Annotated in this window: 13 protein-coding genes and 1 riboswitch; of the genes, 7 read left to right on the top strand and 6 right to left on the bottom strand. The window is 72.8% G+C overall.

Features of this window, described 5'->3' with window-relative positions; genetic code table 11:
- Positions 1-63: 63 nt before the first annotated feature.
- Positions 64-870, top strand: a complete 807-nt coding sequence (locus tag ACIP5M_RS22505) for a hypothetical protein (protein ID WP_401199674.1) — start codon at positions 64-66, stop codon at positions 868-870.
- Between the two features lie 113 nt (positions 871-983).
- Positions 984-1,994, top strand: a complete 1,011-nt coding sequence (locus ACIP5M_RS22500; RefSeq protein WP_401199672.1) for an LLM class F420-dependent oxidoreductase — start codon at positions 984-986, stop codon at positions 1,992-1,994.
- 105 nt (positions 1,995-2,099) lie between these two features.
- On the opposite strand, the gene ACIP5M_RS22495 is transcribed toward ACIP5M_RS22500, so the two are convergent.
- On the bottom strand, positions 2,100-2,735 hold the full coding sequence (locus tag ACIP5M_RS22495) for a hypothetical protein (RefSeq protein ID WP_401199670.1): 636 nt from the start codon (positions 2,733-2,735) through the stop codon (positions 2,100-2,102).
- Positions 2,736-2,849: 114 nt separating this feature from the next.
- Here ACIP5M_RS22495 and ACIP5M_RS22490 point away from each other — a divergent pair, with 114 nt between their 5' ends.
- Positions 2,850-3,158 carry a hypothetical protein gene (locus ACIP5M_RS22490; RefSeq protein WP_401199668.1) on the top strand — a complete coding sequence of 103 codons (309 nt, stop codon included), beginning with the start codon at positions 2,850-2,852 and terminating at the stop codon, positions 3,156-3,158.
- A 108-nt stretch (positions 3,159-3,266) separates the two neighbouring features.
- On the opposite strand, the gene ACIP5M_RS22485 is transcribed toward ACIP5M_RS22490, so the two are convergent.
- The 3 genes from ACIP5M_RS22485 to ACIP5M_RS22475 all read right to left on the bottom strand — a co-directional run bounded on the left by ACIP5M_RS22485 (position 3,267) and on the right by ACIP5M_RS22475 (position 6,539).
- A complete protein-coding gene (locus ACIP5M_RS22485) occupies positions 3,267-4,355 on the bottom strand; it encodes a prenyltransferase (RefSeq protein WP_401199666.1) in 1,089 nt (362 codons plus the stop codon).
- Positions 4,352-5,119, bottom strand: coding sequence for a class I SAM-dependent methyltransferase (locus ACIP5M_RS22480; RefSeq protein ID WP_401199664.1), 768 nt, complete (start codon positions 5,117-5,119; stop codon positions 4,352-4,354). Before ACIP5M_RS22480 ends, ACIP5M_RS22485 begins: the two co-directional genes overlap by 4 nt.
- 103 nt (positions 5,120-5,222) lie before the next feature.
- On the bottom strand, positions 5,223-6,539 hold the full coding sequence (locus ACIP5M_RS22475) for a glycosyltransferase family 4 protein (RefSeq protein ID WP_401199663.1): 1,317 nt from the start codon (positions 6,537-6,539) through the stop codon (positions 5,223-5,225).
- Positions 6,540-6,789: 250 nt separating this feature from the next.
- On the opposite strand from ACIP5M_RS22475, the gene ACIP5M_RS22470 reads away from it, so the two are divergent.
- Positions 6,790-7,428 carry a TetR family transcriptional regulator gene (locus ACIP5M_RS22470; protein ID WP_401199661.1) on the top strand — a complete coding sequence of 213 codons (639 nt, stop codon included), beginning with the start codon at positions 6,790-6,792 and terminating at the stop codon, positions 7,426-7,428.
- A 2,060-nt stretch (positions 7,429-9,488) separates the two neighbouring features.
- Here ACIP5M_RS22470 and ACIP5M_RS22465 read toward each other — a convergent pair.
- Together ACIP5M_RS22465 and ACIP5M_RS22460 are read right to left on the bottom strand one after the other, a co-directional pair.
- Complete coding sequence (locus tag ACIP5M_RS22465; RefSeq protein WP_401199659.1) at positions 9,489-9,722, bottom strand: ferredoxin; 234 nt, start codon at positions 9,720-9,722, stop codon at positions 9,489-9,491.
- Positions 9,722-11,185, bottom strand: a complete 1,464-nt coding sequence (locus ACIP5M_RS22460; protein ID WP_401199658.1) for an aldehyde dehydrogenase — start codon at positions 11,183-11,185, stop codon at positions 9,722-9,724. Before ACIP5M_RS22460 ends, ACIP5M_RS22465 begins: the two co-directional genes overlap by 1 nt.
- A gap of 188 nt (positions 11,186-11,373) precedes the next feature.
- On the opposite strand from ACIP5M_RS22460, the gene ACIP5M_RS22455 reads away from it, so the two are divergent.
- From ACIP5M_RS22455 to ACIP5M_RS22445, 3 genes are all read left to right on the top strand, one after another.
- Positions 11,374-12,423: an MBL fold metallo-hydrolase gene (locus ACIP5M_RS22455; RefSeq protein WP_401199656.1), complete on the top strand. Its 1,050-nt coding sequence runs from the start codon at positions 11,374-11,376 to the stop codon at positions 12,421-12,423.
- A 94-nt stretch (positions 12,424-12,517) separates the two neighbouring features.
- A riboswitch (cobalamin riboswitch) is annotated at positions 12,518-12,607 on the top strand.
- Positions 12,608-12,736: 129 nt separating this feature from the next.
- Positions 12,737-13,987: a prenyltransferase/squalene oxidase repeat-containing protein gene (locus ACIP5M_RS22450; RefSeq protein ID WP_401199654.1), complete on the top strand. Its 1,251-nt coding sequence runs from the start codon at positions 12,737-12,739 to the stop codon at positions 13,985-13,987.
- Complete coding sequence (locus ACIP5M_RS22445; protein WP_401199652.1) at positions 13,987-14,637, top strand: SCO2322 family protein; 651 nt, start codon at positions 13,987-13,989, stop codon at positions 14,635-14,637. The genes ACIP5M_RS22450 and ACIP5M_RS22445 overlap by 1 nt, the downstream gene beginning before the upstream one ends.
- Positions 14,638-14,656 lie beyond the last annotated feature (19 nt).

Raw genomic sequence — 14,656 nt, 5'->3', positions numbered from 1 at the left:
TGCAGGCATGCTCTGCGACCGCGGCACCACGAGACGACCGAGACCGAGAAGGACACCTAAGACGTGAACATCCGCTCCCTCACTCGAGGCGACGGCGTGGTGATCGGAGCAGCGGCGCTGCTGTTCATCGCCTCGTTCCTCGATTTCTACTCCGCCGACGGCGCCGACCTGCCGAACGTGTGGAACGGCGACAACCTGGCGCTCCCCACCATCTTCCTGGTCGGTTTCGCCGCCGCCGGGCTGCTCGTCTTCGCCCGCGTCCAGCCTGAGGGGCGCAAGGTCCTGGGGCTGCCGCTCACCGCGTGGGGCAGCGTGCTCGCCGTCTCGGCCGCCTGGGCCTCGCTGTGGTCGCTGATCACCTGCCCGTCGGTCCTCGGCCCCGGTGCGGGTTCCGTCCTCGCCTTCCTCGCGACGCTGGCCCTGGCCGGTGTGGCCGTCGCCGGTGAGAAGGTCCCGGCGCTGGCCGGCCAGCTGGTGCCGGAGCCGAAGCCCGCCGCCGTTCCGCCGTACGGGGCCCAGCCCCAGCCGGGCGCCGGATACGGGTACCCGGGCGGGCAGCAGCCGCAGCCCTACGGCGGCACCCCGCAGCCGGCCCCGCCCTACGGCGGCACGCCGACCCCGACCCCGGCTCCGGGTCCGCAGGACGGCGGGGCGCCCGCCCCGGCTTCGGACTTCTCCCCGTTCTGGTTCGCGGTCCCGGTGGCCCGCCCCCTCTTCGCCGAGGACGGCTCCCCCAGCCAGATCGCCGAACTCGCGCCGGGCACCTGGTACCTGGCCGTCGAGCAGCGCGGCCCGTCCGCCCTGGTCGCCCAGACCCAGGACGGGCGCCGCGGCGTCCTGAACGACACCTCGGGCATCCAGCGCGGCTGATCGCGCATCAGCCGCGCCCCACATCAACGGCCCCCCGCCCTTCCCGGCGGGGGGCCGTTGCTCTACAGTCACCTGACGCACCGTCAGGAACGGCATCGCGGAGGGGACCGTCCATGCGCCTGGGACTCGCACTCGGCTACTGGGGCCGCGGCCCCAACCCGGACCACCTCGGCCTCGCCACCGAGGCCGAGGACCTCGGCTACGCCTCGGTGTGGACCGCCGAGGCCTGGGGCTCGGACGCCTTCACCCCGCTGACCTGGATCGCCGCGCACACCTCCCGGATCCGTCTCGGCACCGCCATCGCGCAGATGGCCGCCCGCACCCCCACCGCGACCGCCATGCACGCCCTCACCCTGGACCACCTCTCCGGCGGCCGGATGATGCTGGGCCTGGGCCTGTCCGGCCCGCAGGTGGTGGAGGGCTGGTACGGGCGCCCGTTCCCCGCCAGCCCCCTCACGGCGACCCGCGAGTACGTCGAGGTCATCCGCCAAGTGCTGCGCCGGGAGGCCCCCGTCGCCCTCGACGGCCGCTTCCACCAGCACCCGTACGGGGGCGCGGACGGCACCGGCATCGGCAAACCGCTGAAACCGATCACCCACCCGCTCCGCGCGGACCTGCCGGTGCTGCTCGGCGCGGAGGGGCCCAGGAACATCGCCCAGACCACCCGCATCGCGGACGGCTGGCTCCCCCTCTACTGGTCGCCGACCCGCACGGACGTGTACAAGGCCTCGCTGGCCGAGCTCCCCGAAGGGTTCATGATCGCGCCGATGGCCCGGGCCAAGGTCTGCGACGACGTCGCGGAAGGGCTCCTGCCGGTCAAGGCGATGCTCGGCTTCTACATCGGCGGCATGGGGCACGCGGCCCGGAACTTCCATGCCGACCTGATGGCGCGGATGGGCTACGAGGAGGAGGCCCGGCGCATCCAGGAACTCTTCCTCGCCGGCCGCAAGGAGGAGGCGGTCCTGGCCGTCCCGGACGCGTTCGCCGACGAGATCTCGCTGATCGGGCCGCGCGCGCGGATCGCGGAACGCCTGGAACTGTGGCGCAAGGGCCCGGTCACCGACCTCCTCCTCACGGCCCCGGACCCGCACACCCTGCGCGTCCTGGCGGAGCTCAACAGTTAGCGGGATGACCGGTCGACAGGGCGCGGAGACATCCAGTCCGCCACGCCCCGTTCAACCAAGCCGCTTCAGGCCCTGTCCGGCTCTTGGCGCACCGGCGAACCGGCGCTAGCCGCCCAGCTGGGAGACGCTGGGGACCTTGTCGGTCACCTCGGCGCCCGCGCTCTTGCCCGCGTCCTTGACGCCGTTGATGACGCTGTCGAAGGAGTTGATGTCGGCATCGCCGGCCTCGCCCTTGCGGAGCTTGCTGCCGAGGCCCTTGAGGGACTCGATGCCCGCGGTCAGCGGGCCCATCGCCTTCGACAGGAGCGGGTCGCCCTTGGCGTTCTCGGCGGCCGCCTTCAGCCGGTTGTAGGCGAAGGCGCCGGCGAGACCGGCCTTGATGAGCGCGAACGTACGGCCCTTCGCGCCCTTCTTGAACTTGCCGTCACGGTACGGCTTGACGATCCACTGGTACGTCGCCCCCGCCGCGAGCCCCGCGTTGGCGACGAAGCGCGTCTTGGCGAACTTCTGCCGCTCGGCGGAGGTGCTGGGAGAGGGTGTCGCGGCCAGCTCGTCGGCTTCGTCGGCGGCCGGCTCGGCGGCCGCGAGGGCAGCCAGCTCGCCCATCGAGGCGGCGGAGAGCTCCTCCCGCCGGCCGTCGCCGCCACCGCTGCCGCATGCGGTGGCGCCGGCCAGCAGCGCGGTGGACAACACCACCGCCGTGAGGGCGCGGCGGATTCGGACGGTCGTGGGTACGGACACGGTTTCCTCCGGGGGGGGCTGGGCGTCCCCAGCAGCCTCGTACCGGGCCGGTGGCCCCGCCACCGGGGGGACCCGTTCGGGTTTGCGCCGCGCCCGCGCGGCAAGACGCGTGACATGCGCACACACACCCGAGTACACGCCCGAGGAAGCGGAAGCATCCAGGCAGGCCGGGCCGTCGCACTGGTGGCGGACGTGCTCGCCTTCGTCATCGTCCTGTGGATCCTGCTGTACCTGCTGGACGCCAACCGGGGCAACGAGCTGGTGGAGTTCATCCACGACACCGCCTCCTGGCTGGCCGGCTGGTCCTACGACCTGTTCACCTTCAGCCGCGAATGGGTGCAGGTCGTGGTCGGCTACGGCCTGGCCGCGGTGGTCTACGTCCTGGTCGGACACGCCGTCGCGGGCTGGCTGTACCGCCGCTGACCGACGCCCCTGCCCCCGCCCCCTGCCCCCGTCTGAACAGTGCAAAAGGGCCCTCCCTCACCGTGCGGTGGAGGAGGGCCCCTTCATGCGCTCATGCGGTCGTACGGCTCAGCCGCAGCAGTCGGGCTCCAGCCCGGCCGGGAGCGAGGTCCCGCCGAACACCTCGGTGGTGGCCTCGTCGCCGCCGAGCGCCGCGACCGCGAGCAGCAGGGATCCGGCGGTCCACGTGGTCTGCTCGACGGGCCAGACCGCCGCGTCGTCGAACACGTACCCGGTCCAGTACATGCCGTTGTCGGCGCGCAGGTGCGTGATCGAGCGCAGGATCTCCAGCGCCCGGTCCGACTCCCCCGTCGCCCACAGGGCGAGCGCCAGCTCGCAGGACTCGCCTCCGGTCACCCACGGGTTCGGCAGGACGCAGCGCACGCCCAGGTCCGGGACCACGAACTCGTCCCAGCGCTCCTCGATGCGCGCCTTGGCCTCGGGGCCGGTCAGGGCCCCGCCGAGGACCGGGTAGTACCAGTCCATCGAGTACCGGGACTTGTCCAGGAACCGCTCGGGGTGGCGGCGTATCGCATGGCCCAGGGCGCCGGCCGCGAGCTCCCAGTCGGGCTGCGGCTCCTCCCGGTGCTCGGCGATCGCCAGCGCGCAGCGCAGGGCCTGGTGGATGGAGGAGGAGCCCGTCAGCAGGGCGTCCGTGACGGGCGTGCCGTCCGCCTCCCGCTTCCAGCCGATCTCCCCGCCCGGCTGCTGCAGGCCCAGCACGAACTCCACGGCCGCGTACACCACCGGCCACATGCGGTCCAGGAAGGTGTCGTCGCCGGTCGCCAGGTAGTGGTGCCAGACCCCGACGGCGACGTACGCGGTGAAGTTGGTCTCCCGCCCCGCGTCCTGCGGCGCGGCGGTGTCCACCCCGTCCGCGCGGTCGGCGTAGGCCGCGTACCAGGAGCCGTCCTTGTTCTGGTGGGCCGCGAGCCACTCGTACGCCTTCGCGGCGGCCGCGTGCTCCCCGGCCGCGTCCAGCGCCATCGCGGCCTCGGTGTGGTCCCACGGATCGAGGTGGTGGCCGCGGAACCACGGTATGGCCCCGTCGGCCCGCTGCGCGGCCAGGATCCCGGCGACCGTCTCGGCGGCCTGTTCGGCGGTCAGCACCCCGTTGAGGACAAGGTGTTCGGGTGCGGTGCGCTCCGGCGAGCTCACTGGGCGGAGCCCGCGGCGCCTGCGGAGCCGGCTGCGGCCGCGTCGACGGGGAGGTGGGGCTTGGTCGCGTAGGCCACGAAGCTCTTGCCTATGACCGGGTTGAGGGCCTGCTCGGCGAGGCGGGTGAGCGCGGGCTTCTTCATGATGTCCCAGACCAGAAGCTTGTGGTACGCCCGGACGGGCAGCGCCTTGTCGTTGTCGACGCCGAAGGCGCACTTGAGCCACCAGTACGGGGAGTGCAGCCCGTGCGCGTGGTGCGTGCCGTACGGCTTGAGGCCGGCGGCCTCCATCTTGCCGAGCAGCTCGTCCGCCTTGTAGATGCGGATGTGTCCGCCCTCGACCTCGTGGTACGCGTCGCTCAGCGCCCAGCAGATCTTCTCCGGGCCGTAGCGCGGCACGGTGATGGCGATCCGGCCGCCCGGCTTGAGGACGCGGACCATCTCGGCGAGGACGCCCTTGTCGTCGGGGATGTGCTCCATCACCTCGGAGATGATGACGACGTCGAAGGACTCGTCGGGGAAGGGCAGGGCGAGCGCGTCGCCCTCCATGGCGGTGGCGGTGGCGCCGGCCGGGGCCTCACCGGCCTCCTTCATGGCCGCGAACCACTTGGCGACCTCGCGGATCTCCTCGCCGTTGCGGTCGACGGCGACCACCTGGGCGCCTCGCCGGTAGCACTCGAAGGCGTGCCGGCCTGCGCCGCAGCCCAGATCGAGTACGCGGTCGCCTGCGGCGAGCGGGAACCGAGAGAAATCGACGGTCAGCACGGGGTCCTGCCTTCGCGGTCGCGGGGGTGTTCGGGGGTGCACATGAGCTGGGGTGGGGGGTTCGTGGCGTGGGTGGGTGGTTCGTGGCGCGGGCGGGGGGAGGTCACCGCGCGCGGCGGGTCCGGGTGGCTGCCTGTGCGATGGCGGCGCGGTAGTGCGCTGCGGTGGCCTCGGCGGCCTTGGCCCAGGTGAAGCGGGCCAGGACCCGTTCGCGGCCGGCGGCGCCGAGGCGGGCCCGCAGCTCCGGGTCGCCGAGCATCCGGCCGAGCGCCCCCGCCAGTGCGCCCGCGTCGCCGGGGGGCACCGCGAGGCAGGTCTCGCCGTCGGGTCCGGAGACCTCGGGGATCGCGCCGCCCGTGGTGGCGACGAGCGGGGTGCCGGTGGCCATCGCTTCGGCGGCGGGGAGCGAGAAGCCCTCGTAGAGGGAGGGCACGCAGGCGACCTGCGCGCTGCGCACGAGGTCGACGAGTTCGGCGTCGGTGATGCCCTTGACGAAGCGCACGGCGTCCTGGAGGCCGTACGAGGCGATGGCGCGGGCGACCGGCCCCTCCTCGGCGCGCTTGCCGACGACCACGAGGTGCGCCTCGGGCTGTTCGGTGCGCAGCTTGGCGAGGGCCTCGACAAGGTGCACGAGTCCCTTGAGCGGGACGTCGGCGCTGGAGGTGGTGACGATCCGGCCCGGGACCTCGGCGACGGACGGGTCGGGCGACCACAGGTCCGTGTCGGCGCCGATGTGGACGACGTGGATGCGGCCGGCCTGGACCCCGAGGTGCTGGGCGATCTCCTGCTTGGAGGTGCCGGAGACGGTGAGGACGGAGGGGAGCCGGCGGGCGACGCGGCCCTGCATGCGGGTGAAGGCGTACCAGCGGCGTACGGAGGCCCGCTTCATGCGGTCCTTCGCGGCGGCGAGGTCGAGTTTGCGGTCGACGGTGATGGGGTGGTGGATGGTGGTGACCAGGGGGGCGCCGAGGTCGCCGAGGAGCCCGTAGCCGAGGGTCTGGTTGTCGTGGATGACGTCGAACTCGCCGACGCGGGCGGCGAGGTGCCGGCGGGCGCGCAGCGAGAAGGTCAGCGGCTCGGGGAAGCCGCCGGTCCACATGGTGGCGACCTCGAGGGCGTCGATCCAGTCCCGGTACTCCTCGCGCTTGGGGGTGCGGAAGGGGTCGGGCTGGCGGTAGAGGTCGAGGCTCGGGAGCTCGGTGAGCGACGCGCCGGTGTCGAGGACCGGGTAGGGCTGCGCGCCGATGACCTCGACGGAGTGCCCGAGGCGGACGAGCTCGCGCGAGAGGTGGCGGACGTAGACGCCCTGGCCGCCACAGAACGGGTTCCCCTTATAGGTGAGGAGTGCGATACGCAGCGGGCGGTCGCCGTCAGTGGCCGAGCCTGCGAAAGGGCTCTCCACCATGGCCTCAGCCGTCACTCTCGGCCCCCATCTCCCTGCACTTTCGCCGGAGCGTAACCGCTCGGATAATGTAGAACAAGTTTCAGACTTGATCCGTCGAAGAGCATTGAATCTACCGGCCGGAAACCACACCGTAAGAGGCGGAGCAGGTGATTCGCGCCACGGATGCGGCGCCTGCGATGCTGTTGCCGGGCCGACCCGGAACCAGCCCCGCCGCACGCCCCTTGCACGCCCCCGCAACGACACGGAACGCCATGGAACGGGACACATGACAGCGGAAGCGAAAGCCGTCAGTACGGTCACCACGCCGGCGTCCCCTCCCCTGACGGAACGCCAGGAGGCGCGTCGGCGCCGGATCCTGCACGCCAGCGCCCAGCTGGCCAGCCGGGGCGGCTTCGACGCCGTCCAGATGCGCGAGGTGGCGGAGGCCGCCGGCGTCGCCCTCGGCACGCTGTACCGGTACTTCCCGTCCAAGGTGCACCTGCTGGTGGCCACCATGCAGGACCAGCTCCAGCACATGCACACCACGCTCCGCAAGCGCCCACCAGCCGGCGACGACCCCGCGGCGCGGGTGGCGGAGACCCTGATGCGGGCCTTCCGGGCCCTCCAGCGGGAGCCGCACCTGGCGGATGCGATGGTCCGGGCGCTGACGTTCGCGGACCGCAGCGTGAGCCCGGAGGTGGACACGGTCTCCCGGCTGACCACGGCGATCATCCTGGACGCGATGGGCCTGGAGGCCCCGCCGACGGCGGAACAGCTCTCGGCGGTCCGGGTCATCGAGCACACCTGGCACTCGGCACTGATCACGTGGCTCTCGGGCCGCGCGTCGATTGCCCAGGTCAAGATCGACATCGAAACGGTGTGTCGCCTGATCGACCTGACGGCACCGGGACGGGAAAAGGCCTGAATCGGGCGGTGGGGGGTGCGGGGCCGGGGCCTCCGCCCCCCTCTCACCCCCCTGCCGGTCGGCGGCTTCCCACCCACCGCGGGCGGGGGTGGGGGCGGGGCGGGATGACAGGTACGGCGGGGGCTGGAGGGCCGGGAGCCTGCAGGGCGGGACGGGGAAGCGAAGCGGCACGCGAGGGCCGGAAGCATGCCAGGCGGCACCGTGAAGTGAAGCGGCACACGATGGGCGGAAGCCGACTTACCCGGGAGCGGTGAGGGTTTGGGGGTTTCCCGTCAGTCCCATCGTCTCTCCGGTTCGGGCCGGTCCCTCAAGGGCGCTCCCTTCGGTCGCGTCGCTTCGCGATGGCCTACGGCCACCCTTGACCGACCGACCCGAACCGGAAAGCCGAAAGACTGCCGGGAAGCCCCCAAAAGAACGATCACCGGTTCAGTGACATGACCAAGGGCCCGCCAGGGATGCTCGAGCCCGCTCCCCCAATCCGGCCAAGGCCCACCACGAAAGCCGGGCAGCGCCAGGGGCGAAGGCAGACAGCCTCCGCCCGGGCCCGTTCCCTCACGCTCCGGGCCGGGGGCGGCTCTACCTGCACCAAACGGCGGCGAGAAGCCCCTCCGGGCCCACCAGCGCGTCAAATCGCTACGCGCTCCTCGCGGCTTGGCGTCCGGCGGCCGTCTGGGGCTGGGAATAAGCCGCCACAAATCGCTACACAGCTGAGGTGACCTGGCGGCGATCATGCCGTCTTGGGCTGCTCATAAGCCGCCAGAAATCGCTACACGGCTGAGTGATCCGGCGGCGATCAGCCCGCCGTGGGCTGCTCATAAGCCGCCCACGGCGAGTAAACGCACGGTGGACGGGCGCCTGCGGGCCAACGGGCGCGCCTACCTGGAGAAGAAGTCCGGCCGGCGGGCGCCTGCGGGAAGTGAGCAACACGCAGCGACACGAATGGGCCCCCTGGGGCGTCGCGGAAACTGGGCGGCGCCCACGACATCACCCACGCTCCTGGCCGGCGCCTGCGGCCGATTGACAGCCGACAACAACGCCTACGACAGAAGTCGGACCCCTTGGGAGCGTCAGCAGGCAGTAGGCGGCGCGCCCAACGGTGCCAGAAATGCCCATGGGCGGCGTCTGCGGCCATTGGCAGCGGCCAGAAGTGCCCACGCCCGGCGTCTGCGGCCGGTCGAAAGCCGCCAACGACACACATGGGACCCCATGTCGGCTGTCTGTGGGTCATTTCGCCGGAGAAGAGGGGCCAGACGGAGTGTGAGACCGGATTTCTCAACCTCTCACTCCGCCAAGACGCTTCACGCCGCCCAATCGGCCGCCAAATGGGGACAAACTATCCGCTGTCGCGGTCTCGGGGACGCTTGTAGCGATCTTGGGCGGCTTATGTCCAGCCCCAGACGGACGCCGGACGCCAACCCGCGAGAAGCGCGTAGCGATCTGACGCGTACCACCCGCCTGACCTGCCCCGATGCCCGTCTGACCGCTGTCTGGTGACGCTTCGGCTGCCACCGGCCCCGAACATGCCTGCTTCCCGGCCCGGGCGGAGGCTCTTGGCCCGGGGATCGGCGCCGCCCAGCCCTCGTGGTGGGCCTTGGCCGGATTGGGGGAGCGGGCTCGAGCATCCCTGGCGGGCCCTTGGTCATGTCACTGAACCGGTGATCGTTCTTTTGGGGGCTTCCCGGCAGTCTTTCGGCTTTCCGGTTCGGGCCGGTCGGTCAAGGGTGGCCGCAGGCCATCGCGAAGCGACGCGACCGAAGGGAGCGCCCTTGAGGGACCGGCCCGAACCGGAGAGACGATGGGACTGACGGGAAACCCCCAAACCCTCACCACTTCCGGGTAAGTCGGCTGCCGCCCATCGCGTACCGCTTCACGTCACGGTGCCGCCCGGCACGCTTCCGCCCCGCAGCCCCCGCCCGCATATCGGCCCGCCCCGCCCCCACCCCCGCCCGCGGCGGGTGGGCAGCCGCCGACCGGCAGGGGGGTGAGAGGGGGGCGAAGGCCCCGCCCAACCAGAAGCCCAACCCAGGTCGAGCTGGCCCCCTGGGCAGGCGCCGCCCCCCCTAGTCCTCCGGGGGAAAAACCGGTTCGCCCGTTGTTGCCAGGGTGATCAGGATGGCTTCGACCGGGCAGCCTTCGGCTGCCGTGAGGATCGGCTCGTTCGCGTCCGTCTGCGGGGTGCGGGGGTGGGACTGGCGGGCCGCGTCGAGGGTGAAGCCGTCCGGGGCGTGGTTCACGCACATGCCCGAGCCGATGCAGACGCCCCGGTCCACCTCGACCTGCCAGCGGTCTCCCATCAGGCACCCGCCTCGTAGCCCGCGGGGAGGTGGATCATCTTGTGCTCAAGGTATTCGGACAGGCCTTCCGGGCCGAACTCGCGGCCCACGCCGCTGCTCTTGTAGCCGCCGAACGGGCCGAGCATGTCCAGGCTGAAGGTGTTCACGTTGAACGTGCCCGTCCGGATCTGCCGGGCGAAGTCGATGCCGTGGGACACGTCGCCGGTCCACACGCTGCCGCTGAGGCCGAAGTCGGAGTCGTTCGCGATGCGGGCGGCCTCCGCCTCGTCCCCGTACGGGATCAGGCAGACGACCGGGCCGAAGATCTCCTCGCGGGCGATGCGCATGGAGTTGTCGACGTCGCCGAAGAGGGTGGGCTCGACGTACCAGCCCTGTTCGAGGCCCGCCGGGCGGCCGCCGCCCGCCAGGACCTTCGCGCCCTCCTCCTGGCCGATGCGGATGTAGTCCAGGGAGCGCTGCTGCTGGCGCCGGGCCACGAGCGGGCCGAGCTGGGTCGCCGGGTCGAGGGGGTCGCCGACGACGAGGGAGCTCGCCGCCGCGGCGAGGGCCTCGGCGATCTCGGCGTAGCGGCCGCGCGGGGCGAGGACGCGGGTCTGGGCCACGCAGGCCTGTCCGTTGTTCATCCAGGCGGCCGGGACGATCCCGGCGATCGTGGTCTCCAGGTCGGCGTCCGGGAGGATGACGGCTGCGGACTTGCCGCCGAGTTCGAGGGTGACCCGGGTGAGGTTGCGGGCCGCGACCTCCATCACGCGCTTGCCGGCCGCGACCGAGCCGGTGAAGGCGACCTTGTCCACGCCGGGGTGGCCGACCAGGTACTCGCTGACCTCGCGGTCGGCGGGCAGGATCGACAGCACGCCCTCCGGCAGCCCGGCCCCGCGCGCGATGTCGGCGAGGATGTAGGAGTCCAGCGGGGACTCGGGGGACGGCTTGAGGATGACCGTGGAGCCGCTGAGCAGCGCCGGTGCCAGCTTGGCCGCCGCCACGAACTGCGGGACGTTCCACGGGATGACGGCCGCGACGACGCCCACCGGCTCGCGGCGCACCAGGATCGGGCCGAGCACGCCCTGGCGGTATTCCTCGTACGGGTAGGCGCGGGCGACGGTGATCGCGGCGTCGTAGACCATCATCGGGCCCAGCGCCTGGGCGAGGACGCTCCAGGAGTACGGGGATCCGTTCTGGGAGCTGATCGAGCGGGCGATCTCCTCGTGCCGGACGGCTATGGCGTCCTTGATGCGGGTGACGACCGCGATCCGCTCGTCGAGGGACATCCGGGGCCAGGGCCCCTGGTCGAAGGCCTTGCGCGCGGCCTCGACGGCCCGGTCGACGTCCGCCTTCGCGGCGTGCGGGACGGAGCCGATGACCTGCTCGGTGTGGGGGGAGACGACCTGGATCGTGTCGGTGCCCTGCGGATCCGTCCATTCCCCGCCGATGAACAGTTGTCCGTGTTCCACGAGCTCGGTCATGGCTGATGCCTCCTGCGGCTTGGCGTTCCAGAACTGATACCAGTTCTAGTTGGAGGAGTCCACGGGCAGGACGGAACAGCCCGGAGATCCAACGACTAGTCAGGAGCCGTTGGAAATGGTCGACTTGGGCTACCACTTCAGGAGTGGAACGAGTTCTTGTTCCTTCAGTCCGGCAGCAGGGGGCCCTCATGCAAGAGGACACGTCACAGGTGACCGATCACGGCGGCGGGGTCTGGGCCATCAAGGTCCCCATCCCCGACAACCCGCTCGGGCACACCCTCGTCCACGTCCTCGACACCGACCGCGGCCCGGTCCTCGTCGACACCGGCTGGGACGACCCCGCCTCGTGGGACGCCCTCGTCGCCGGCCTCGCCGCGCTCGGCACCGCCGTCGCCGATGTCCACGGCGTGGTCATCACCCACCACCACCCCGACCACCACGGCCTGTCCGGGCAGGTGCGGGAGGCCTCGGGTGCGTGGATCGCCATGCACGCCGCCGACACCGAGGTGGTCGTACGGACCCGCTCCGCCGAGCCCGGTGTCTGGTTCGACTACATGAGCGAGAAGCTCGCAGCGGCCGGAGCCCCCGAGGAACACATCGCCCCGCTGCGCGCCGCCCGCGCGAGCGGCCGCATGCGGACCCTGCCCGGGCTGCGGGCCGCCGTCCCCGACCGGGAGATCGTGCCCGCCGAGCTGCTGCCGCTCGCCGGGCGCCGGCTGCGGGCGATCTGGACCCCCGGCCACACCCCCGGCCACGTCTGCCTGCACCTGGAGGAAGACCACCCCGCCAACCTCCCCGGCAACGGCCGGCTCTTCTCCGGCGACCACCTCCTGCCCGGGATCTCCCCCCACATCGGCCTGTACGAGGACCCGGAGGACACCCGCGTCACCGACCCCCTCGGGGACTACATCGACTCCCTCGAACGCATCGGCCGCCTCCGGCCCGCCGAGGTGCTCCCCGCCCACCAGCACGCCTTCACCGACGCACCCGCCCGCGTACGGGAGCTGCTGCACCACCACGAGGAGCGGCTGACCGGGCTGTGGGCGCTGCTGGCCGAGCCGCTCACCCCGTGGGGGCTGGCGGAGCGGATGGAATGGAACCGGCCCTGGGAGCAGATCCCGTACGGCTCCCGCAACATCGCCGTCTCGGAGGCCGAGGCCCACCTGCGGCGGCTGGTGAAACAGGGCCGCGCGGAGCCGGTCCCGGGCAGCGACCCGGTGGCGTACCGCGCCCTGTGAGCACCGGGCGGTAAGGGGCGCCACCGGCCGGCGCCACCGGCCGGTCGGGCTACGGGCCGGTAGAGTGAGCCCGTCGTCCACACTCTCGTACGGGGGGAAGCCGGTGCGATTCCGGCGCTGACCCGCAACCGTGACCCACCCCCGGCGCCTCCGCGGCGCCGCCCGGGCGGGGAGCCGGAATGCCCCGTACCGACGTGCGCGGCTCGCGCCGCCGGGTCCCCCGGCGGCCGGCACCGTCGAGGTAAACGGAGCCGGAGCCCGGTACCCCCGCGTGCCTGCCTCCCGCTCCCCAGCAGGAGAGGCACCCGCCCCCATGAACGTCCGCCGCAGCGCCGCCGCGCTCGCCGCCTCCGCCGTGCTCTGCGTGGGCGTGGCCCCCGCAGCCCTCGCCGACACCGCGCCGCCCGCCTCCCCCTCCGCGCCGCCGGTGATCCCCTCCGGGCTCTACGGCAAGAACGACCCGACGTACGACGGAGTGTGGCGGCAGTCCTTCGCGCTGCTCGCCCAGCACACCGTCGGCGTCAAGCCCGCCCCGCAGGCCGTCGACTGGCTCGTGGGCCAGCAGTGCGCGAACGGCGGCTTCGCCTCCTTCCGGGCGGACGCGGGCGCGGCGTGCGGGGCGACGACGATGTTCGACACGAACGCCACCGCCGCGGCCGTGCAGGCTCTCAAGGCCCTCGGCGGCAAGGACGAGGCGGTCAAGAAGGGCGTGGACTGGCTGAAGTCCGTCCAGAACGAGGACGGCGGCTGGGCCTTCGTCCCCGGCTCCCCCAGCGAGGCCAACTCCACCTCCCTGGTGATCAGCGCGCTCGCGGTGGCCGGCGAGAAGCCGGCCGAGGTCAGGTCGAAGGCCGGCAAGTCGGCGTACGAGGGCCTGCTCCCCTTCCAGCTGGGCTGCGCCGCCGAGCCGGCGTCCGACCGGGGCGCCTTCGCGTACCAGCCGGTCGACGGCAAGCTGCTCGCCAACGGCGACGCTACGGCCGCCGCGGTGCTGGCCGGCCTCGGAAAGGGCTCGGCCGTCGTCCCGTCCGGCACGGACACCCCTGCCGCGCCGCTGCCCTGCCCGGGCGGAGCCACCGACCCGGCGTCCGCCGCCCAGGGCGCGGCCGGCTACCTGGCCGAGGCGCTCAAGAAGGACGGTCACCTGACGGCCGTGACCCCGGGCCAAGTCCTGCCGACCCCGGACACCGGCAACACCGCCGACGCGGTGATCGCCCTGGCCGCCGCCGGCCACAAGCAGTCCGCGGCGGGCGCGCTGGAGTGGCTCAAGGGCAACTCCGCCGAGTGGGCCAAGGGCAGCCCGGCGGCCCTCGGCACGCTGATCCTGGCCGCGCACGCGACCGGCACCGACCCGAAGTCCTTCGGCGGCGCCGACCTCGTCTCGCAGCTGAACGCGACCGGCCCGGCCCCGCAGGGCGCGGACACGAGCGCGACCGAGGTGGACGGCGACGCCGGCAAGGGCTCCGGCAACCAGAACGTCTGGTGGATGATCGGCGCGGGCGCCGCGGCCGGTGTGGGCATCGGCATCCTGCTGAGCGGCCGCCGGAAGAAGAACCAGCTCTGATGCGCCGCCTGCCCGCGTGGGCCGCTGTGTTCGGCATCGTCCTGACCCTCCTGGCCGCCACCCCGGCGATGGCGTCGAGCTACCGCTACTGGTCCTTCTGGGACGGCTCCGGCGGCGGATGGGCGTACGCCACCACGGGCCCGTCGATGGCCCGTCCGGCGGACGGCTCCGTGCAGGGGTTCCGCTTCGCCGTGAGCAAGGACGCCGGGGACCAGGCCGCGCAGCCGCGGGCCGCGGCCGACTTCGGGGCCGTGTGCGGGGCCACCGCGCCGGTGGAGGGCCGCAAGCGGGTGGCGGTCGTCATCGATTTCGGAGTCCCGGCGGACGCCCCGGCGGGCGAGGCCCCGCCGCAGGCGGAGCCGCGGACGGCCTGTGCGCAGCTGCCCGCGGAGGCCACGGCGGCCGAGGCGCTGGCGGAGGTCGCCAAGCCCCTGCGGTACAACGGCGCGGCGCTGCTGTGCGCGATCTCGGGCTACCCCCGGCAGGGCTGCGGCGAGCCACTGGCCGACGGCCCCGCCGAGGCGGGCACCCCGCAGCCGAAGCCCCCGGTGCAGGACGACGGCCCGTCGGCGGGTCTGCTCGCGGGCCTCGCGGCGGTGGCCGCCCTGGCCGCGGCCGCCGTCTGGCAGTCCCGCCGCCGCAGCCGATGACGCCCCCGGCCGACACGCC

The sequence above is a fragment of the Streptomyces sp. NPDC088762 genome (assembly GCF_044750905.1).
Lineage (GTDB): Bacteria > Actinomycetota > Actinomycetes > Streptomycetales > Streptomycetaceae > Streptomyces.
Note: the sequence above shows the minus strand (reverse complement) of the source record. Positions and strands in the feature narration are given on the sequence as shown.

Coding starts and splice junctions, on each gene's coding strand:
- ACIP5M_RS22500 (WP_401199672.1), top strand. CDS start 984: ATGCGCCTGGGACTCGCACTCGGCTACTGGGGCCGCGGCCCCAACCCG.
- ACIP5M_RS22490 (WP_401199668.1), top strand. CDS start 2,850: ATGCGCACACACACCCGAGTACACGCCCGAGGAAGCGGAAGCATCCAG.
- ACIP5M_RS22470 (WP_401199661.1), top strand. CDS start 6,790: ATGACAGCGGAAGCGAAAGCCGTCAGTACGGTCACCACGCCGGCGTCC.
- ACIP5M_RS22465 (WP_401199659.1), bottom strand. CDS start 9,722: ATGGGAGACCGCTGGCAGGTCGAGGTGGACCGGGGCGTCTGCATCGGC.
- ACIP5M_RS22460 (WP_401199658.1), bottom strand. CDS start 11,185: ATGACCGAGCTCGTGGAACACGGACAACTGTTCATCGGCGGGGAATGG.
- ACIP5M_RS22455 (WP_401199656.1), top strand. CDS start 11,374: ATGCAAGAGGACACGTCACAGGTGACCGATCACGGCGGCGGGGTCTGG.
- ACIP5M_RS22450 (WP_401199654.1), top strand. CDS start 12,737: ATGAACGTCCGCCGCAGCGCCGCCGCGCTCGCCGCCTCCGCCGTGCTC.
- ACIP5M_RS22445 (WP_401199652.1), top strand. CDS start 13,987: ATGCGCCGCCTGCCCGCGTGGGCCGCTGTGTTCGGCATCGTCCTGACC.